The organism is Streptomyces sp. CA-179760 (genome assembly GCF_050937045.1).
Taxonomy (GTDB): Bacteria; Actinomycetota; Actinomycetes; order Streptomycetales; family Streptomycetaceae; genus Streptomyces.
Genome location: NZ_JBNJLZ010000001.1, coordinates 5,475,650 through 5,494,170 on the forward strand (window position 1 = coordinate 5,475,650; position 18,521 = coordinate 5,494,170).

Sequence of the window (18,521 nt, forward strand, 5' to 3'; positions counted from 1 at the left end):
CGTGACCACCCCCGACCTTCCCCTCGCCTCGTCCGGAGGCTGCGGCGACGGCTGTGCCTGCGGCGCGGACGAGCAGGCGTACCTGGAGTGCGGCCTGGACCCCGCACTCGCACAGCTCCTGGCCGAAGCGGGCCTCGACCCGGTCGAGGTCGAGGACATCGCCAACGTGGCCCTCCAGGAGGACCTGGCCAACGGCGTGGACGTGACGACGGTCGCGACGATCCCCGAGGACGCCGTGGCCACCGCCGACTTCACCGCACGCGAGGCAGGCGTCGTGGCCGGCCTCCGGGTCGCGGAAGCCGTCATCTCGGTCGTCTGCGAAGAGGAACTGGAGATCGAACGCCACGCGGAGGACGGCGACCGCGTGGAGGCGGGCCAGAAGCTCCTCTCGGTCACCACCCGCACCCGCGACCTCCTCACTGCGGAACGCAGCGCGCTGAACATCCTGTGCCGCCTGTCGGGCATCGCCACGGCCACGCGCGCGTGGGCGGACACGCTCGACGGCACCAAGGCCAAGGTCCGCGACACCCGCAAGACGACCCCCGGCCTGCGCGCCCTCGAAAAGTACGCGGTCCGCTGCGGCGGCGGCGTCAACCACCGCATGTCCCTCTCGGACGCGGCTCTGGTCAAGGACAACCACGTCGTCGCCGCGGGCGGCGTCGCCCAAGCCTTCCAGGCGGTCCGCGACCGCTTCCCCGACGTCCCCATCGAGGTCGAGGTCGACACCCTGCACCAGCTCCGCGAGGTCCTGGACGCCGGAGCGGACCTGATCCTCCTGGACAACTTCACGCCGGGCGAGTGCGAGGAGGCGGTCGCCCTCGTCCAGGGCCGCGCCGCCCTGGAGGCCTCGGGCCGTCTGACCCTCGGCAACGCCAAGGCCTACGCGGACACCGGGGTCGACTACCTGGCCGTAGGAGCCCTCACCCACTCCTCGCCGATCCTGGACATCGGCCTCGACCTGCGGCCGGCGGAGTAGGGGAGCGGGTAAGGACCATGCTGCTCACGATCGACGTAGGAAACACCCACACCGTCCTCGGCCTGTTCGACGGCGAGGACATCGTCGAACACTGGCGCATCTCCACGGACGCGCGCCGCACCGCCGACGAACTCGCGGTCCTCCTCCAGGGCCTGATGGGCATGCACCCGCTCCTCGGCGACGACCTGGGCGACGGCATCGACGGCATCGCCATCTGCGCGACCGTCCCCTCGGTCCTGCACGAACTCCGCGAGGTGACCCGCCGCTACTACGGCGACGTGCCGGCCATCCTCGTCGAACCGGGCGTCAAGACGGGCGTCCCGATCCTCATGGACAACCCCAAGGAGGTCGGCGCCGACCGCATCATCAACGCGGTGGCGGCGGTCGAGCTCTACGGCGGTCCCGCCATCGTCGTCGACTTCGGCACGGCGACGACGTTCGACGCGATCAGCGCGCGCGGCGAGTACGTCGGCGGCGTCATCTCGCCCGGCATCGAGATCTCCGTCGAGGCCCTCGGCGTCCGCGGCGCCCAGCTCCGCAAGATCGAGGTGGCCCGCCCCCGCAGCGTCATCGGCAAGAACACGGTCGAGGCGATGCAGTCGGGCGTCATCTACGGCTTCGCCGGCCAGGTCGACGGCGTCGTCAACCGGATGGCCCGCGAGCTGTCGGAGGACCCGGAGGACGTCACCGTCATCGCGACGGGCGGCCTCGCACCGATGGTCCTGGGCGAGTCGTCGGTCATAGACGAGCACGAGCCATGGCTGACCCTGATCGGCCTGCGCCTGGTGTACGAGCGGAACGTGTCGCGCATGTGACCCGGCGCTCGGCGTCGGTGCCGGGGCCTGGGGACACCTCCCAGGCCCTTGAGGCACCGGGGGAGGCACGCATGCCCGCAGCCAGGGGCGGCTACGGCGGCAGCTCAGCCGGTACGCGCCCGCGCCCGCCTGCTCACGGAAGGGGACGTTTAGGGAGGTGGCCGCCCGCAGCGGCTGTCGCGTCAAGGGACGGTCAGCCGGTTCGCAACCCCCGGCGGCGAGCATGAGGTCGGGGCCGGTCCGGCGGGCGACCTCGCGCATCGCCACGTCGCGACGTTCGAGGACGGACGCCCCCCGGCGCGGCCCCGACCCACCACCCACCACCCGGCACCAGGCGCTATGCGCACCCCCACCCCACTGGCGCGGGCCGCCGCAGGCATCCCACCCACCCGAGTGGTCCCCCACGCCACACCCACGCCCCCTATGTGGAATTTGTCTGATTAGCGCGTATCGTCGCCGCATGCCCACGCCATACGGATCCCGCGGCGGCATGGCGTTCGGCGTGGAGGAGCTGCGTGTGCTCCGCCGCGCTCTCGCCCTCGCCCTCCACCCCACCTCCGCCTCGTCCGACGACGTCCAGGACTGCCTCCGCCTAGCGGAGTCGCTCGACGAGGCCACACGGGAGGGAGCCAGGCTGCGTGCCTTCCTCGTGGCCGATCTCGGCCGGTACCGCGCCGCCCTGCCCGGCACCGCCGCCGGGTACCTCACCCTCCTGGACGAGGCCCTGGGCGCCGGATACCGCCCTCACCCCCACGACCTCACCGCCCTCCGCGCCCTGTGCGGCAACCCCGCCGCCGCCGCCCTCCTGGAGCGCTGCCGCCCGCAGCACTCCCCGGTCACCCGGATGCCCCCCACCACACCCGCACCCGCTCCCACCGTCCCCGCCGCCCGCACCCGCCTCCACGCCCTTCCCGGAGGCCGCTCCGCAGGCCTCTCCGCAGGTCTCTCCGCCCCCGGCGAGTCCGCCAAGGACACCCCCGGCCGGCAGCCCGAAAAGAAGCCCGCACGCAAAGCCCCGGCCCCCAAACCGGCCCCCAAGCCCGCCCCGGCGTCACCCCCCGCCCCGGGCGCCCCGAAGCCCAGCCGCCCGATCCCCACCCCGGGCGAGGTCTTCCCGCGCCGCAAGCCCACCCCACCGCCCCCGCGAACCCCCAGCAGCTCGCCGCGGGCTGACGTGGCTACCCTGGCTCCATGGACTATGTCTCCGCGCTTCTGCCCCCGGTCGTCATGGCCGTCTTCTTCATCGGCGTGATCCGGGTGATCGTGAAGACGCAGGGCGGCGCCAACAAGGCCAAGGAGGACGCGGCCGTGGACGCCGCCCTCGCGCGCGTGGAGGGCGCCCAGCAGTCCTCCACGAGCACCCCGAAGGCCTGACCAGCCCGCCCCACCCGGCGTACGACTCCGCGAGGCCCGCCCTGCGAGTCGTACGCCCTTTTTGTTCCTTTTCGCCACCGAAGCGCACGTCCGCCACGCCATTACCGAGATCTCCCACTATTGTTCTGAGCTGTGCCTCGCCCATTGGGAGAACTCGAAGACGCGGTCATGTCGCGGGTGTGGAAGTGGAACCGCCCGGTGACCGTTCGAGAAGTCCTGGAAGATCTTCAGAAGGAGCGGTCCATCGCCTACACCACGGTGATGACCGTTTTGGACAATCTCCATCAGAAGGGCTGGGTGCGCCGCGAGGCGGAAGGCCGTGCCTATCGATATGAGGCGGTCTCCACGCGCGCCGCCTACGCCGCCGCCCTGATGAACGACGCCTGGTCGCAGAGCGACAACCCCGCCGCGGCTCTCGTCGCCTTCTTCGGCATGATGAGCGAGGAACAGCGACAGGCTCTCCGTGACGCCGTACGCATCGTCCAGGTCCCGGAAACCCAGGAACCGACCGAAGCGTCTGATTCAACCGAAGCCGCCCCCGAGAACCCCGCCCCCGAGAACCTCGAGAACCCCGCCTCCGCCCAGGACCACGGCGGGCGATAGCGTCCGCCCATGTCCGCGAAGAGCCCCGAAGCCACCGCAAAAGCCATCACCGTCCGACGGGCCCGCACCAGCGATGTCCCGGCGGTGCGCCGTCTCCTTGACGCCTACGTCCGCGGCGGCAACCTGCTCGACAAAGCGACGGTGACGCTTTACGAGGACATCCAGGAGTTCTGGGTCGCGGAACGGGACGACAACGCGGAGGTCGTCGGCTGTGGCGCCCTGCACGTGATGTGGGAAGACCTCGCGGAAGTCCGGACTCTCGCGGTGAAGCCCGGACTGAAGGGCGCGGGTGTCGGACACCAGTTGCTGGAGAAGTTGCTGCACACCGCCCGCTGGCTCGGTGTTCGACGCGTTTTCTGTCTGACCTTCGAAGTCGACTTCTTCGTCAAGCACGGCTTCGTCGAGATCGGCGAGACGCCGGTCGACACGGATGTCTACGCGGAGCTGCTGCGTTCCTATGACGAGGGTGTCGCGGAGTTCCTCGGTCTCGAACGAGTGAAACCGAACACCTTGGGCAACAGCCGGATGCTTCTGCATCTGTGATCGTCGGCGATTGGGGATCGACACCTGCCCCGGTGCCCTATGTCCGAAACGCGCACGTTTCCGGACGGAGCCAGGGCTCCCGGTCTCTGCCGAGGGTTTGTGTTTTTCCGGCAAAAGCGGTTTGCTTTCCGACGTACTGCAGTACTGCATATAACAGGGGACGGCGATACGGCGGACGCCGGCACACTCCCCGGCCCTGAAGATATCGATGAAAGGAAATCCGGTGGCACAGAAGGTTCAGGTCCTTCTTGTCGACGACCTCGACGGTGGCGAGGCGGACGAGACCGTGACGTTTGCGCTGGACGGCAAGACGTACGAGATCGATCTCACCACCGCCAATGCGGACAAGCTCCGTGGCCTTCTCGAGGCTTACGTGAAGGGCGGTCGGCGTACCGGAGGCCGTGCTTCGGGCGGGCGCGGAAAGGCGCGCGCGGCTTCGAGCGGCAGCCAGGACACCGCGGCCATCCGCGCCTGGGCGAAGGAGAACGGCTACGAGGTCAACGACCGCGGCCGTGTCCCCGCGACCATCCGCGAAGCCTACGAGAAGGCCAACGGCTGAACAGCGGCACTACCGACCTTGCGTACGCGGGGCCGGCGGGCGGGCACACGCGCGCCGCAGCCGGACCCGGTGGCAGTGCGTGGCCACCGTGTCCACCAGCCGTACGAGATCGGGGGCACTCCCACCGCCCCCAAGGCCGACAGCGTCGGCAGCGAGGCCTCGACCTCGCATCCCGGCTCGGGGGGCCGCAGCCACACGGCGGCCCCCTGGGAACCGACCGGGCCCAGGGGCAGCGAACCGGTCACGGCTCCGGGGGACCACGGCGCGTCCCTGTCCGAGGACGCCGCCTCCGCCACAGCCGCTCCGGGCGGCACCGGCGCCTCGATGAAGCCCCCCGACCCGATCGCGATCAGGTCGGGCACCAGTGCCCCCCACTCCAGCCACTCCAGCAGCCCGGGCAACTCCTCCGCGCTGCCCGAGGCCACCAGCAGCCGCACACGGTCGCCCCGCAGGGCCACGGGAGACCCCGGCCCCAGCCGCCGCAACGCCACGAGCCCGGCCTCGGCCGGCACGTCCAGGACGTCGAAGCGGGCGCCCACCGTCAGCCGCACCGGATCCCCGGGCACCGTCGGCCAGCCCAGTTCCCTCTCGTACCACCGCCGGACCTGACAGCCCTCGTCGAGCGGGCGGCGGGGGAGCGGGACGAGCGGGGACGCGGACGCGGTCACGGGGTGCGGGGCGCCGAACATGCCAAGTGCAACCGCCGGAAGGACGTGCGAGTTACGCTGGGTGTCGTCACGGGCGCACAGAGTGGCGAATCAGGGGCGGGTGGGGGGGACCGGGAGGCGCAAGGTTGTTCGCCCGTAGCGGAGGGAACCGGGGCACCCGGCATGGACATCCGGGCTCTACGGGTAAGACATCCCTTGTGGGAGGGGGCGACACGCAGGAAAGGCCGTCTCACGTTCGCCATCGGCGTACTGGCGATGGGGGTAACTGCCTGGCCTGCGGGAACATCGTCTCGCACCATCGGGTTGGAGCAGATGTCGGCGTTCGGGGTCAGGAGGCCATCGACGGTGTCGGCAGTTGGAATGAGCGGTCCCCGCTTGCGGGACTAAGCTGCGGAAGGACAGGGAGGGGAAGTTCCCCCCACTGCCTGACCGCTCTGAGGAGCGATTAACGATGTTCGAGAGGTTCACCGACCGCGCGCGGCGGGTTGTCGTCCTGGCTCAGGAAGAAGCCCGGATGCTCAACCACAACTACATCGGCACTGAGCACATCCTCCTGGGCCTGATCCACGAGGGTGAAGGTGTCGCCGCCAAGGCCCTTGAGAGCCTCGGGATTTCGCTCGAGGCGGTCCGCCAGCAGGTGGAGGAGATCATCGGGCAGGGGCAGCAGGCCCCGTCCGGGCACATCCCCTTCACCCCCCGTGCCAAGAAGGTCCTGGAGCTGTCGCTCCGCGAGGCCCTTCAGCTGGGCCACAACTACATCGGCACGGAGCACATCCTGCTCGGCCTGATCCGCGAGGGCGAGGGCGTCGCCGCCCAGGTCCTCGTCAAGCTGGGCGCAGATCTCAACCGCGTGCGGCAGCAGGTCATCCAGCTGCTCTCCGGTTACCAGGGCAAGGAGACCGCCGGCGCCAGTGGCGGTCCTGCCGAGGGCACCCCCTCGACGTCCCTGGTCCTCGACCAGTTCGGCCGGAACCTCACCCAGGCCGCTCGTGAGTCCAAGCTCGACCCGGTCATCGGGCGCGAGAAGGAGATCGAGCGGGTCATGCAGGTGCTGTCCCGCCGTACGAAGAACAACCCGGTCCTGATCGGTGAGCCCGGCGTCGGCAAGACCGCCGTCGTCGAGGGCCTCGCCCAGGCCATCGTCAAGGGCGAGGTGCCCGAGACCCTCAAGGACAAGCACCTCTACACCCTGGACCTCGGCGCGCTGGTCGCCGGCTCCCGCTACCGCGGTGACTTCGAGGAGCGCCTGAAGAAGGTGCTCAAGGAGATCCGCACCCGCGGCGACATCATCCTGTTCATCGACGAGCTGCACACGCTGGTCGGTGCGGGTGCCGCCGAGGGCGCCATCGACGCGGCTTCCATCCTGAAGCCGATGCTGGCCCGCGGTGAGCTGCAGACCATCGGTGCCACCACGCTGGACGAGTACCGCAAGCACCTGGAGAAGGACGCGGCCCTCGAGCGCCGTTTCCAGCCCATCCAGGTCGCGGAGCCGTCCCTGCCGCACACGATCGAGATCCTCAAGGGTCTCCGTGACCGGTACGAGGCCCACCACCGCGTCTCGATCACCGACGAGGCGCTGGTCCAGGCCGCCACGCTGGCCGACCGCTACATCTCGGACCGCTTCCTGCCGGACAAGGCGATCGACCTGATCGACGAGGCCGGTTCCCGGATGCGCATCCGCCGGATGACCGCGCCGCCGGACCTGCGCGAGTTCGACGAGAAGATCGCCGATGTCCGCCGGGACAAGGAGTCCGCGATCGACTCGCAGGACTTCGAGAAGGCCGCCTCCCTCCGCGACAAGGAGAAGCAGCTCCTGGCCGGCAAGGCCAAGCGGGAGAAGGAGTGGAAGGCCGGCGACATGGACGTCGTCGCCGAGGTCGACGGCGAGCTGATCGCCGAGGTCCTCGCGACCGCCACCGGCATCCCGGTCTTCAAGCTGACCGAGGAGGAGTCCTCGCGTCTGCTGCGCATGGAGGACGAGCTCCACAAGCGGGTCATCGGCCAGGTCGACGCCGTCAAGGCGCTGTCGAAGGCGATCCGCCGTACGCGTGCCGGTCTGAAGGACCCGAAGCGTCCCGGTGGCTCGTTCATCTTCGCCGGCCCGTCCGGTGTCGGTAAGACCGAGCTGTCCAAGGCGCTCGCCGAGTTCCTCTTCGGCGACGAGGACGCGCTGATCTCCCTCGACATGTCGGAGTTCAGCGAGAAGCACACGGTCTCGCGGCTCTTCGGTTCGCCCCCCGGCTACGTGGGCTACGAAGAGGGCGGCCAACTGACCGAGAAGGTCCGCCGCAAGCCGTTCTCGGTGGTCCTCTTCGACGAGGTCGAGAAGGCCCACCCGGACATCTTCAACTCGCTGCTGCAGATCCTGGAGGACGGTCGCCTGACCGACTCCCAGGGCCGGGTCGTGGACTTCAAGAACACGGTCATCATCATGACGACCAACCTCGGCACCCGGGACATCTCCAAGGGCTTCAACCTGGGCTTCGCGGCCTCGGGTGACAAGAAGTCCAACTATGAGCGCATGAAGAACAAGGTGTCGGACGAGCTCAAGCAGCACTTCCGTCCCGAGTTCCTCAACCGCGTCGACGACGTGGTCGTCTTCCCGCAGCTGACCCAGGACGACATCCTCAAGATCGTCGACCTGATGATCGGCAAGGTGGACGAGCGCCTGAAGGACCGGGACATGGGCATCGAGCTCTCCCAGTCCGCCAAGGAGCTGCTGTCCCAGCGGGGCTACGACCCGGTGCTGGGTGCGCGTCCCCTGCGTCGCACCATCCAGCGTGAGATCGAGGACTCGCTGTCGGAGAAGATCCTCTTCGGCGAGCTGCGTCCCGGTCACATCGTGGTCGTGGACACGGAGGGCGAGGGCGATGCCAAGACCTTCACCTTCCGGGGTGAGGAGAAGGCGGCCCTGCCGGACGCTCCGCCGATCGAGCAGGCGGCCGGTGGATCCGGGCCGAATCTGAGCAAGGACGCGTAAGCGTCACGACTGAGCGAGAAGGGCCGGTGCTGAATGGCACCGGCCCTTCTCGCATGCCCGGCGGCCGGGCAGGCGCCGCGCTCTACGACAGCTGCCCGTCGTAATCCGGCAGCTTGTACGTCTTCTCGGCATGGCCGCCCGAGAGATCGGTGGCGCTGTTGCCTATGTTCGCGATGATCGTGTAGCCCTTCTTCTCGACGTTCACGCGCTGGGCCGTCTTGTACTCGGCGACGTTCTTGAAGAGGTCGATGAAGTTCCGGACGTAGAGGCCGGAGACCTGGTAGCCGGCCTGCTTCAGGTTGTACTCGGTGGCCGAGTAGATGATGTCCGGGCGGGCGGTCACGAAGAACAGGGCGACGCCGTGCTCCTGGGCGTATCTGGCGGCCTCCAGGACCGGCTTGTTGGCCGGCTGCGGGTAGCTGAAGCCGAAGTCGGTCTCCAGCGTGGTGTTGTCGATGTCGAAGACGATGGCCTGCTTCTCACCCGGCTTGGCGGCCGCGATCCGCTGCTTCAGATAGGGCAGCGCCTGGGCCATCACCGCCTGGCAGTCCTTCTGCCAGGTGGTGTAGTCGACGTCCGCCGCGGCTGCCGTGGCGGCGGCGGTGGCGGACGTGGAGGCACGGGTGGCGGTGGTGGCGTCGGCCGGTGCGGCCATCGCCACCAGGGCGGCCGCCGATACGGCGGTCACCGATGCGCGGCGCAACCAGGGGCGTCGGGTCTGCATGTCGTGGGGGTCCTCTCACGTCAATGACGCTGCAACATGTCGTGTGCATGTTCGTGCGCGAGGGTGGCGCGAGGGGAACCGTAAGGTTACCGAACGGTAGGTGCCTAGAGGCGTGCGCCACATTTCCGGAATGGCTGAAGAGGGCCCCCGGTGACATGGCGCACAGGAGATATGTCCGTTACTAGATGGAATAGTTGCCGATGGGTCGTGAGGAAAGGGACTTTTGCCCCGCAGGGTGGGGGAAAGTGCGGTGCAGTGGGCCGATTCGTCCCGTATGACTGCTGTGTCAAGAGACGTAGAACACTGAACCAAATTACTAACTTCAGTCGTAGATCACGCTTTTTGGGGTTTGTCGGACTTCGGGTTACCAAGGGATGGCCATTCGGCGAGCGTCTGTGCGCCGGGTGGTTTCTCCGTCCCCTTCCATACGAGGTTTCGATGTCCCAGCGCGTCACGTCCCGTTCTTCCCGTACGTCCCAGCTCCGCACCCGTGCGACCGTGCTGGCCGCCGGCCTTGGCGTCTCGGTCGCACTGGGAGCCGGGGTCGCGTCCGCCGCCGACACCACGTCCGCGTCCGGCGCCGCCAGTGCCGTCCAGGCGCAGGCCGCCGCCCAGGCCAAGCACGCCAAGGCCGAGGCGGTGAAGGCCGAGAAGGCCGCCAAGGCCGCCGCCGCGAAGAAGGCGGCCGAGAAGAAGGCCGCTGCCAAGAAGGCGGCCGCCAAGAAGGCCAAGCCGTCCTGGGTCGACCCGGTGAAGAAGTACAAGCTCTCCGCGAGCTTCGCCCAGAACGGCGGCATGTGGCAGTCCACCCACAGCGGCCAGGACTTCGCCGTGCCGAGCGGTACCCAGGTCGTCGCCGCCCACGGCGGCACCGTGGTCAAGGCCGGCGGCAACGGCGCCGGTGACGGCCCCGCCTACGGCAACGCCGTTGTGATCAAGCACGGCAACGGCACGTACTCCCAGTACGCCCACCTGTCGAAGGTCACCGTGAACATCGGCCAGATCGTCAAGACCGGTCAGGAGATCGCCAAGTCCGGCAGCACGGGTAACTCGAGCGGTCCGCACCTGCACTTCGAGATCCGTACGACCGCGAACTACGGTTCGGCCGTCGACCCGGTGAAGTTCCTGCGCGCCAAGGGCGTGACGGTCTGACGCCCCCCCTCTGACCCGGCAGGGGCTTTAGGAGCCCCCGGCTCCCAGGTGGGCCCGGGTCACCAGCTCAGTGGCGACCTCGAGGACGGCTTTGTCCTTCTCCTCGGGGTCGCCTTCGAGGTCCTGGAGCAGGAACATCCCGGCGTGCAGCGTGAAGAGCGCGCTGGCGCAGCGGACCTGGTCGATCAGGTCCGCGTCCGGGTCGACGATGATGTCGCGCAGCCTGTGGATGCGCGCCTTGAAGGAGTCGCCGACCTGCAGTTCCCGGACCGTCGCCTGGTTCTCGTGCATGAAGCGGAACAGCGGTGCCGCCTGGGCGAGCGTGCCGGCGTAGCGGCGGACGATCTCCTGCTTGGTGGCGAGGGTGTGCGGCTGCTGCCGGCCCCACTCGATCAGGTCCTCGATCGGCTGGGTGAGGTCCTCGAAGATGCTGACGAGGATCTCTTCCTTCGTCTTGAAGTGGTAGTAGAGCGCCGCCTTGGTGACGTCCAGGCGCTCGGCGATCTCGCGGAGGGATGTCTTCTCGTAGCCCTGCTCCGCGAAGAGTCCGAGGGCCACGTCCTGGATGCGCTGGCGGGTGTTCCCGCGGCGCCGCTGCCTGGTGCCGTCCATGGTGCCGCCCATCCTCCTACGCCGCCCGCTTTCCATAAAACTTACTTGACGCCCGGCTAGTTCCGGGGCTAACTTCCGAGTGTAGTCACTAGCCGGTCGGCAAGTAAGTAGCGGTAGCTGCACATCAGTAGCGGTAGCTGGGGGAGTGGGAAGCGATGGCGGACACGACGGACACACCGGCGGTCGGCGCCGGCAGCGGGGAGAAACAGCCGAAGAGCGTGCGGGTCGTGCTGCTCGCGCTGATGATCGCGATGATGCTCGCGATGCTCGACAACATGATCATCGGTACGGCGATGCCGACGATCGTCGGTGAGCTGGGCGGGCTCGAACACCTCTCCTGGGTCGTCACCGCCTACACGCTCGCGACCGCGGCCTCCACCCCGCTGTGGGGCAAGCTCGGCGACATGTACGGCCGCAAGGGCACGTTCATGACGCCCATCGTCATCTTCCTGATCGGCTCGGCGCTCAGCGGCATGGCCCAGAACATGGGCGAGCTGATCGGCTTCCGTGCCGTCCAGGGCCTCGGCGCCGGCGGTCTGATGGTCGGCGTCATGGCGATCATCGGTGATCTGATCCCGCCCCGGGAGCGCGGCAAGTACCAGGGCATGATGGCCGGCGTCATGGCGCTGGCGATGATCGGCGGCCCGCTGGTCGGCGGCACCATCACCGACAACTGGGGCTGGCGCTGGGCGTTCTACATCAACCTGCCGCTCGGCGTCGTAGCGCTGGCCGCCGTCAGTGTCGTCCTGCACCTGCCGAAGAAGCGCTCCGAGGCGCGGATCGACTACCTGGGCGCCGCGCTGCTGACCGTCGGCATCACCGCGATCGTGCTCGTCACCACCTGGGGCGGCACCGAGTACGCCTGGAGCTCCGCGCGGATCATGGAGCTGATCGGCATCGGGGTCGCCGCGCTCGTCGGGTTCGTGTTCTGGCAGACGAAGGCCGCGGAGCCGATCGTGCCGCTGCACATCTTCCGCAGCCGCAACTTCACGCTGATGTCGGTCATCGGCTTCATCACCGGCTTCGTGATGTTCGGGGCCACACTCTTCCTGCCGCTGTACCAGCAGTCCGTGCAGGGTGCTTCCGCCACGAACTCCGGACTGCTGCTCCTGCCGATGCTCGGTGCGATGCTCGTCACCTCGATGGTCGCCGGGCGGGTCACCACGAACACCGGAAAGTACAAGATCTTCCCGGTCCTCGGCAGCGTCCTGATGATCGTCGGCCTCTACCTGCTCTCCACGATGGACACAGGCACCTCCCGCGTCACCTCCGGTGTCTTCATGGCCGTGGTCGGGCTCGGCATGGGCTGTCTGATGCAGATCACCATGCTGGTCGCGCAGAACAGCGTCGAGATGAAGGACATGGGCGTCGCGTCCTCGTCCACCACGCTCTTCCGCACCCTCGGCTCCTCCTTCGGCGTCGCGATCATGGGCGCGCTGTTCAACAACCGCGTCCAGGACGTCATGGCCGAGCGGGGCGGCGCGCTGGGCTCCAAGGTGACCGAGCAGTCGGCGCAGCTGGACTGGGCAAGCCTCGCGAAGCTGCCGGCGCCGGTCCGCGAGGCCTACCAGCACGCGGTCTCCGCCGGCATCCACTCGGCGTTCCTGCTCGGAGCCGTGGTGGCGGTGGTCGCGCTCGCGGCGGCCGTGTTCGTGAAGGAGGTACCGCTGAAGGGAGCGGGACCGAAGGCGTCGGACGACGACAAGGCGGACGGCCCGGCCGCGCAGACGCCGGTCGTCGAGGCGGTCTGACTCGCGCCGAGTTCCTTCTGACTGCTCCAACTCCTGACCAAGGCCCCGGACGGACACCCGACCGGGGCCTTCGCCTTGCCGCGGAGCGAGGCCGGTGCCGCTGTCGGACCCCCGTGCCACCATCGACGTCATGGACAAGACGCGGCAGCTGAGGCTCGCCAAGGACGCCATGGACCGGGACTGGGCCGATCCCGGCCTGGACCTGGACACCGTCGCCGCGCACGCCGGGTACTCGCGGTACCACTTCATCCGCGCCTTCAAGGAGGCCTACGGCGAGACCCCCGGCCAGTACCTCACCCACCGCCGCATCGAACGCGCCGAGGACCTGCTGCGCACGGCGAACCTGTCGGTCACGGAGATCTGCCACCTGGTCGGCTTCAGCAGCGTCGGCACGTTCTCAGCCCGCTTCAAGACCTGGACGGGCCTCACTCCCAGCGAGTACCGCACCAAGCACGTCGGCAGGGGAGCCGCCCTCATCCCCGGCTGCTACGCCATGCTCTGGGCAGGCGGCTTCCGCGCCGCGCCCGGCGCGGGCAAGGAGCGCAATTCCGGAGAAGCGGGCTGACATCCCCGCTGCCTACCGTGGCAGGGCACACACGAACCGGTCGCCGAGCAGCAGGAGCACGCCATGATCAAGGGTCTCGCCATCTCGACCGTCTGGGTCCTCGACCAGGACCGGGCCAGGGAGTTCTACACCCAGAAACTGGGCCTGGAGGTCCGTACGGACATGACCATGGGCGAGGGCGGCATGCGCTGGCTCACGGTCGGCTCGCCGGACCAGCCCGACGTCGAGCTCACCCTGATGGTGCCCGGCGGTCCCGCGATGGACCCCGAGTCCGCCGAGATGGTCAGGAAGCTCGTCGCGAAGGGAGCGCTCGGCGCCGGCGTGCTGACCACGGACGACATCCACGGCGACTACAAGAAGCTCAAGGACCGCGGCGTGGAGTTCCTCCAGGAGCCGCAGGAGCGCCCGTACGGCACGGAGGCGCTGTTCCGCGACGACTCCGGCAACTGGTTCTCCTTCACCCAGCCCCGCGAAGGCGGACTCGACATGGACCAGGACTGGTCCTGCTGATCCACGAAGACCGGTCCGCGAGAACCGGCCCTACGACCCCGCCCCGGGCAGCATCGGATAACTCCCCGTGTTCGTCGGCGCGTGCTCCGGCAGCCACAGGACAGCCACCGCGCCCTCGGCGGGCAGATGCTCCGGTGTCCCGGGCGTGCGGACGTTGCGGAAGGTCAGGCGGGCGCCCAGGACCCGGGACTGGCCGGCCGCGATGGTCAGGCCGAGGCCGTGGCCGTGACCGGCCCGGTCCGTGCTGCCGGTGCGGAAGCGGCTCGGCCCCTCGGCGAGCAGGTCCTCGGGGAAGCCCGGGCCGTGGTCGCGGACCCGGATGACCCGGCCCTCGACGGAGACCTCGATGGGCGGCTTGCCGTGCCGGGCCGCGTTGGCCAGGAGATTGAACAGGACCCGCTCCAGGCGCCGCGGGTCGGTCGTGACCTCCGACTCGTGCACGACCCGCACCTCGATCGCCGGGTCCTTGGCCGTCACCCGGCGGGCGACGAACTCGCCCAGCATGAGGTCCTGCAGCTCCGCCCGCTCCGAGGCCCCGTCCAGCCGGGCCACCTCCAGTACGTCCTCCACGAGCGTGCGCATGGCCTTCGCCCGGTCCAGCACCAGCTCGGTGGGGCGCCCCGGCGGCAGCAGCTCGGCCGCGGTCAGCAGCCCGGTCACCGGAGTGCGCAGCTCGTGCGCGATGTCGGCGGTGACCCGGCGCTCCGCCTCTATGCGCTGCCGCAGCGTGTCCGCCATGGCGTCCACCGCGCTCGCCAGGTCGTCGGTCTCGTCCCGGACGACCCCGCCCATGGCGTCCCGCACCCGCACGTCCGTCTCGCCGCCCGCGAGCTGGTGCGCCGCGACGGCCGCCTTGCGCAGCCGCCGCGACAGATGCCCGCCGATGAGCACACCGAGCGCGCTGCCACCGAGGACGACCGCGATGGACCCGATGAGCAGGGCCTGGTCGAGGTCGTCCAGGATGTCCGAGCTGCGGTCGGTGAAGCCCGAGTGCTGGGACATCACATGCCCGTTCTTCAGCGGCACGGCGGCCCATATGTCCGGCGAGCCGCCCGGCCGGTCCGCCACGTAGGTCGCCCGCTGGCCCACCTCGACCCGGTCCCGCAGCGCCTCCGGCAGATCCGGGTCGTCGAGCTTGGTGTTGGGGAAGTTCATCCGCCCGGACAGCTCGAAGTTGCGCTGGGCGATCATGATGCGCTCGTCGGCGAGGTCGCGCGCGTTGTCCAGCATCGACACCCGCGCGGCGTTGTGCACGACCAGGCTCAGCGCGATCGCCACCAGCGCGCCGACCAGCGCGATGGCCGCGCTCAGCTTCCATCTCAGGCCCGTACGGATCCCCGCACGCTCCAAGCCCGTGGCGACCAGGCGCCGGAAATGCCCCCTCATAACCCCTGCTCAGGCCTTCAACTTGTAGCCGAAACCACGGACCGTCTCGATACGGTCCTGGCCGATCTTCTGTCGCAGCCGCTGCACATGCACGTCGACGACTCGGGTGTCCCCGCCCCAGCCGTAGTCCCACACCCGCTCCAGCAGCTTGTCGCGGGAGAGCACCGTGCCCGGCGCCGATGAGAACTCCAGCAGCAGCCGCATCTCGGTCGGCGTCAGCGCCACCGGCTGTCCGGCCCGGCGGACCTCCATGCCCTCGGTGTCGACCTCCAGCTCCCCGAAGGCCAGCATCCCGCCGCTCGCGGGGGAGTCCGGCTCCTCGGCCCGGCCGCCGCCCGCGTGCCCGAAGCGGCGCAGCACGGCGCGGATCCGGGCGACCAGCACGGCCCCGTCGAACGGCTTGGTCACATAGTCGTCGGCACCCGCCTCCAGGCCCAGCACCACGTCGATGGAGTCGGCCCGCGCCGACAGCATGATGACCGGCACGGTCGACTCGTCCCGGATCCGGCGGCACAGGCTGACCCCGTCGAGGCCGGGGACCATGACGTCCAGCAGCGCGATGTCGGGGCGGTCCGTGCGGAACGCCTCCAGGCCCGACAAGCCGTCGGGCATCGCGGTGACCACGAAGCCGTCCCGTTCCAGGGCGAGCTGTGTGGCCTCGCGGATGACGTCGTCGTCCTCGACGAACAGGACGTGGGTCTGGTCTGCCATCCCGGTGCTCTCAGTCCTCGTGTGGGTCGTGGGGGTGCGTACTTCTCACGTGACGCATGGTCCGTCCTCTCAGTGGACGCACGGTCCATGCATCGCGTTCACCCAGAGATCGGTCCGAGTGGCCCGATCGGTTCACGCACGCCGCGCCCGCGTCAGCTCGCGGGCACCGGCGACGGGCTGTCGCCGACGACCTTGCCGTAGTCGTTGTGCGTGCGGTACTTCTCGCTGAACCGGCCGGAAGCCCATCTGTACGTGATCACGTTCTCCCCGGAGGGGCTCGACACCGGGTCGCCCTTGTCGTACACCTGCTTGGTCACCACCAGGTCGCCGCGGTCGATCTCCGCGTAGACCGGTGGTTCCTCGGCCTTGAACACATTCTCGTACGAGCCGTCCCGCTCGCGATACACATAACTGCCCACACCCACCGCGTCACCGCAGGTCAGCACGTTCACGACGACGTCGTCGGCCGACCCGCCGGTCAGCTTGCCGTAGGACACGTCGACGGGATACTCGTCGGCCACGCACGGCTTCAGCTCGCGCTTCACCTCGGGCGAGACCTCGGGGTCGTCCTTGACGAGCCGGACCGCGTTCACGGTGTCGGGCGTCTTGGACGGGGAGGCGGAGGGCGTGGCGGCGGAGGCGCCCGCCACCGCGTCGGCGTGCGCCGGGCCCTCGTCACGGGCGCCGGTGCCGCCGGCGCCGCACCCGGACACGAAAAGGGCGAGGGCGGTGACCACGGCCGATGCCGTGCTCACCGCCTGGATGTTGCCCCGGGTCCGTGCAGACCCCTCGCCGGTCAGGCCGCGCACCGCTCCCGCTCCTCACGCTCCAGCGCGCGTGCGTCCAGATCGCGGGACTCCAGCTCCTCACGGAGCCGGGCGAGCGCCCGGTGCAGCGTGCTCTTGACCGTTCCGGCCGACATGCCGAGGGCGGCGGCCGTCTCCTCCGTGGACATCTGCTCCCAGTGTCGCAGCACCACGACACTGCGCTGCTTCGGGGCGAGGACCTTCAGTATGTCCATCAGCAGGGCGCGGTCCGCGTGCTGCTCGGTGGCGTCGTCGACCGAGGCGTCCGGGAGCTGCTCGGTCGGGACCTCCTCCAGCTTCCGCGCCCGCCACCACTCGGTACGCGTGTTGATCATCACCCGGCGCAGGTAGGCGTCCGCCAGACGCTTGTCCTCGATGGTCTCCCAGCGGCCGTAGGTCCGGACCAGCGCCGTCTGCAGCAGATCCTGTGCGTCCGTCGGGTCCGGGACCAGGCGGCGAGCACTGCGCAGCAGCGCGTCCTGCCGGGTGCGGACGTACTCCTCGAACTCGAGCACCTCGCCCTGCGCCATGGTGAACCGCCTCCCGTTTCCCCGTTCGGGCCGGCTCCCCGCCGCCCGTGCACTGCCTGTGTTCCTTGGTCGTCCCGTGTCTTCCGGGAACGCATTTGAAGGTACGGAGGCGTTGTCACGGCGCTGTCCGAAGCAGCCTTCGGCTAGCACTCGGCTGTCCGTCGGTTGTGTAACGGCCGTCGGAACGGGGAACAGTGGTGGGGGTGTTGGGGTGACTATGGGGCGATTTGTCCACTCTGCGTCTCCGTTGCGGGAGACCCATGGCTGTGATCTGCCTGTACGTCAGCTCAGCGGCAGCCGGTACATACCGCCCGCCAGCGGCTCCACCAAGCCGTCGGCGACCAGGCCGTCCAGGGCGCGGGCCCGCTGCACCGGCTCGTGCCAGACGCGGTCGAGCGCCGCCTGCGGAACCGGGGCATGGGCCTCCCGCAGCACGGCCAGCAGCCGCCCGCGGACCTGCCGGTCGGTGCCCGCGTAGGTCTGGCCCCGGCGCGGCGGCCCGTCGTGCTCCGGCTTGCCCGCCAGCCGCCACGCACACTGCGCCGCGATCGGGCAGCGGTGGCACGACTCGCTCTTCGCCGTGCACACGAGCGCGCCCAGCTCCATGGAGGCGGCGGCCCAGCGCGCAGCGGTCGGATCGTCCTCGGGGAGGAGCGCGCGGGCCAGTTTGCGCTCGGCGGCGGTGGTGGCGTTCGGCGGGTACTGCACGCCGGTGACCGCGCGGGCGAAGACCCGGCGCACGTTGGTGTCCAGCACCGGGTGCCGCTGCCCGTACGCGAAGGAGGCGACGGCGGCGGCCGTGTACTCGCCGATGCCGGGCAGTGCCAGCAGCTGGGCGTGGTCGGCCGGTACGTCGCCGCCGTGCCGTTCCGTTATGGCGACGGCGGCGCCGTGCAGCCGCAGCGCGCGGCGCGGGTAGCCGAGCCGGCCCCAGGCGCGGACGGCCTCGCCGGGCGCCTCCTTGGCCAGGTCGGCGGGGCGCGGCCAGCGGGCCAGCCACTGCTCGTAGACGGGCAGGACGCGGTTCACCGGCGTCTGCTGGAGCATGAACTCACTGACCATCACGCCCCACGCCCCGGCCTCGGGGCGCCGCCACGGCAGGTCGCGGGCGTTGTCGTCGAACCAGTCGATGACGGGGGAGTGCAGGTCATCGCCCGGGGGCGGGCCGGACGCGGTGTCGGTGGGGCCGGGGCTGGTGCGCGGGGTGTTCGTGGGAGCAGTCATGGCCATTCGATCCTGCCACGCGGGAGCCGCGA

Annotated in this window: 19 protein-coding genes and 1 pseudogene; 12 read left to right on the forward strand and 8 right to left on the reverse strand. The window is 69.6% G+C overall.

Annotated features, from left to right (window positions below):
- Nucleotide 1: 1 nt before the first annotated feature.
- The 7 genes from nadC to ACQEV8_RS24890 all read left to right on the forward strand — a co-directional run bounded on the left by nadC (nt 2) and on the right by ACQEV8_RS24890 (nt 4,870).
- Nucleotides 2-976 (forward strand): carboxylating nicotinate-nucleotide diphosphorylase, encoded by a 975-nt coding sequence (gene nadC, locus ACQEV8_RS24860; RefSeq protein ID WP_432964038.1) that lies wholly within the window; start codon nt 2-4, stop codon nt 974-976.
- 17 nt (nt 977-993) lie between these two features.
- Complete coding sequence (locus ACQEV8_RS24865; RefSeq protein WP_382490849.1) at nt 994-1,791, forward strand: type III pantothenate kinase; 798 nt, start codon at nt 994-996, stop codon at nt 1,789-1,791.
- Nucleotides 1,792-2,251: 460 nt separating this feature from the next.
- The gene (locus tag ACQEV8_RS24870) at nt 2,252-3,043 is read left to right on the forward strand and encodes a hypothetical protein (RefSeq protein WP_432964042.1); all 792 of its coding nucleotides are present in this window, start codon (nt 2,252-2,254) and stop codon (nt 3,041-3,043) included.
- Entirely contained in the window at nt 2,983-3,165 is a 183-nt protein-coding gene (locus ACQEV8_RS24875) for a hypothetical protein (RefSeq protein ID WP_432964045.1), read from the forward strand. Before ACQEV8_RS24870 ends, ACQEV8_RS24875 begins: the two co-directional genes overlap by 61 nt.
- A gap of 168 nt (nt 3,166-3,333) precedes the next feature.
- Nucleotides 3,334-3,768 carry a BlaI/MecI/CopY family transcriptional regulator gene (locus ACQEV8_RS24880; RefSeq protein ID WP_432972972.1) on the forward strand — a complete coding sequence of 145 codons (435 nt, stop codon included), beginning with the start codon at nt 3,334-3,336 and terminating at the stop codon, nt 3,766-3,768.
- A 9-nt stretch (nt 3,769-3,777) separates the two neighbouring features.
- Nucleotides 3,778-4,311: an amino-acid N-acetyltransferase gene (locus tag ACQEV8_RS24885; RefSeq protein WP_189725877.1), complete on the forward strand. Its 534-nt coding sequence runs from the start codon at nt 3,778-3,780 to the stop codon at nt 4,309-4,311.
- A gap of 223 nt (nt 4,312-4,534) precedes the next feature.
- On the forward strand, nt 4,535-4,870 hold the full coding sequence (locus ACQEV8_RS24890; protein ID WP_184594809.1) for a histone-like nucleoid-structuring protein Lsr2: 336 nt from the start codon (nt 4,535-4,537) through the stop codon (nt 4,868-4,870).
- A gap of 9 nt (nt 4,871-4,879) precedes the next feature.
- Here the strand turns inward: ACQEV8_RS24890 and ACQEV8_RS24895 are convergent.
- A pseudogene (locus ACQEV8_RS24895) lies at nt 4,880-5,559 on the reverse strand (SCO3374 family protein).
- Between the two features lie 430 nt (nt 5,560-5,989).
- Between ACQEV8_RS24895 and ACQEV8_RS24900 the strand changes: the two are divergent.
- Nucleotides 5,990-8,518 (forward strand): ATP-dependent Clp protease ATP-binding subunit, encoded by a 2,529-nt coding sequence (locus ACQEV8_RS24900; RefSeq protein ID WP_432964050.1) that lies wholly within the window; start codon nt 5,990-5,992, stop codon nt 8,516-8,518.
- Between the two features lie 82 nt (nt 8,519-8,600).
- On the opposite strand, the gene ACQEV8_RS24905 is transcribed toward ACQEV8_RS24900, so the two are convergent.
- Nucleotides 8,601-9,242 (reverse strand): HAD family acid phosphatase, encoded by a 642-nt coding sequence (locus tag ACQEV8_RS24905; RefSeq protein WP_432964053.1) that lies wholly within the window; start codon nt 9,240-9,242, stop codon nt 8,601-8,603.
- Between the two features lie 438 nt (nt 9,243-9,680).
- On the opposite strand from ACQEV8_RS24905, the gene ACQEV8_RS24910 reads away from it, so the two are divergent.
- Entirely contained in the window at nt 9,681-10,394 is a 714-nt protein-coding gene (locus ACQEV8_RS24910) for a M23 family metallopeptidase (protein ID WP_432964056.1), read from the forward strand.
- Nucleotides 10,395-10,421: 27 nt separating this feature from the next.
- Here ACQEV8_RS24910 and ACQEV8_RS24915 read toward each other — a convergent pair whose 3' ends face one another.
- Nucleotides 10,422-11,018 (reverse strand): TetR/AcrR family transcriptional regulator, encoded by a 597-nt coding sequence (locus ACQEV8_RS24915; protein ID WP_432964060.1) that lies wholly within the window; start codon nt 11,016-11,018, stop codon nt 10,422-10,424.
- 143 nt (nt 11,019-11,161) lie between these two features.
- On the opposite strand from ACQEV8_RS24915, the gene ACQEV8_RS24920 reads away from it, so the two are divergent.
- The 3 genes from ACQEV8_RS24920 to ACQEV8_RS24930 all read left to right on the forward strand — a co-directional run bounded on the left by ACQEV8_RS24920 (nt 11,162) and on the right by ACQEV8_RS24930 (nt 13,832).
- Nucleotides 11,162-12,757, forward strand: a complete 1,596-nt coding sequence (locus ACQEV8_RS24920) for an MDR family MFS transporter (RefSeq protein WP_432964063.1) — start codon at nt 11,162-11,164, stop codon at nt 12,755-12,757.
- Nucleotides 12,758-12,887: 130 nt separating this feature from the next.
- Nucleotides 12,888-13,322, forward strand: a complete 435-nt coding sequence (locus ACQEV8_RS24925; protein ID WP_432964066.1) for a helix-turn-helix transcriptional regulator — start codon at nt 12,888-12,890, stop codon at nt 13,320-13,322.
- Nucleotides 13,323-13,385: 63 nt separating this feature from the next.
- Nucleotides 13,386-13,832 (forward strand): VOC family protein, encoded by a 447-nt coding sequence (locus ACQEV8_RS24930; RefSeq protein WP_432964069.1) that lies wholly within the window; start codon nt 13,386-13,388, stop codon nt 13,830-13,832.
- A gap of 30 nt (nt 13,833-13,862) precedes the next feature.
- On the opposite strand, the gene cseC is transcribed toward ACQEV8_RS24930, so the two are convergent.
- The 5 genes from cseC to ACQEV8_RS24955 form a co-directional block, all read right to left on the reverse strand.
- On the reverse strand, nt 13,863-15,218 hold the full coding sequence (gene cseC, locus ACQEV8_RS24935) for a two-component system sensor histidine kinase CseC (RefSeq protein WP_432964072.1): 1,356 nt from the start codon (nt 15,216-15,218) through the stop codon (nt 13,863-13,865).
- A 9-nt stretch (nt 15,219-15,227) separates the two neighbouring features.
- Nucleotides 15,228-15,929, reverse strand: a complete 702-nt coding sequence (gene cseB, locus ACQEV8_RS24940) for a two-component system response regulator CseB (RefSeq protein WP_432964075.1) — start codon at nt 15,927-15,929, stop codon at nt 15,228-15,230.
- Nucleotides 15,930-16,081: 152 nt separating this feature from the next.
- Nucleotides 16,082-16,738 carry a hypothetical protein gene (locus ACQEV8_RS24945; RefSeq protein ID WP_432964078.1) on the reverse strand — a complete coding sequence of 219 codons (657 nt, stop codon included), beginning with the start codon at nt 16,736-16,738 and terminating at the stop codon, nt 16,082-16,084.
- Complete coding sequence (locus ACQEV8_RS24950; RefSeq protein ID WP_030251439.1) at nt 16,726-17,265, reverse strand: SigE family RNA polymerase sigma factor; 540 nt, start codon at nt 17,263-17,265, stop codon at nt 16,726-16,728. Before ACQEV8_RS24950 ends, ACQEV8_RS24945 begins: the two co-directional genes overlap by 13 nt.
- A gap of 282 nt (nt 17,266-17,547) precedes the next feature.
- Entirely contained in the window at nt 17,548-18,489 is a 942-nt protein-coding gene (locus tag ACQEV8_RS24955) for an A/G-specific adenine glycosylase (RefSeq protein WP_432964082.1), read from the reverse strand.
- Between the last annotated feature and the right edge of the window lie 32 nt (nt 18,490-18,521).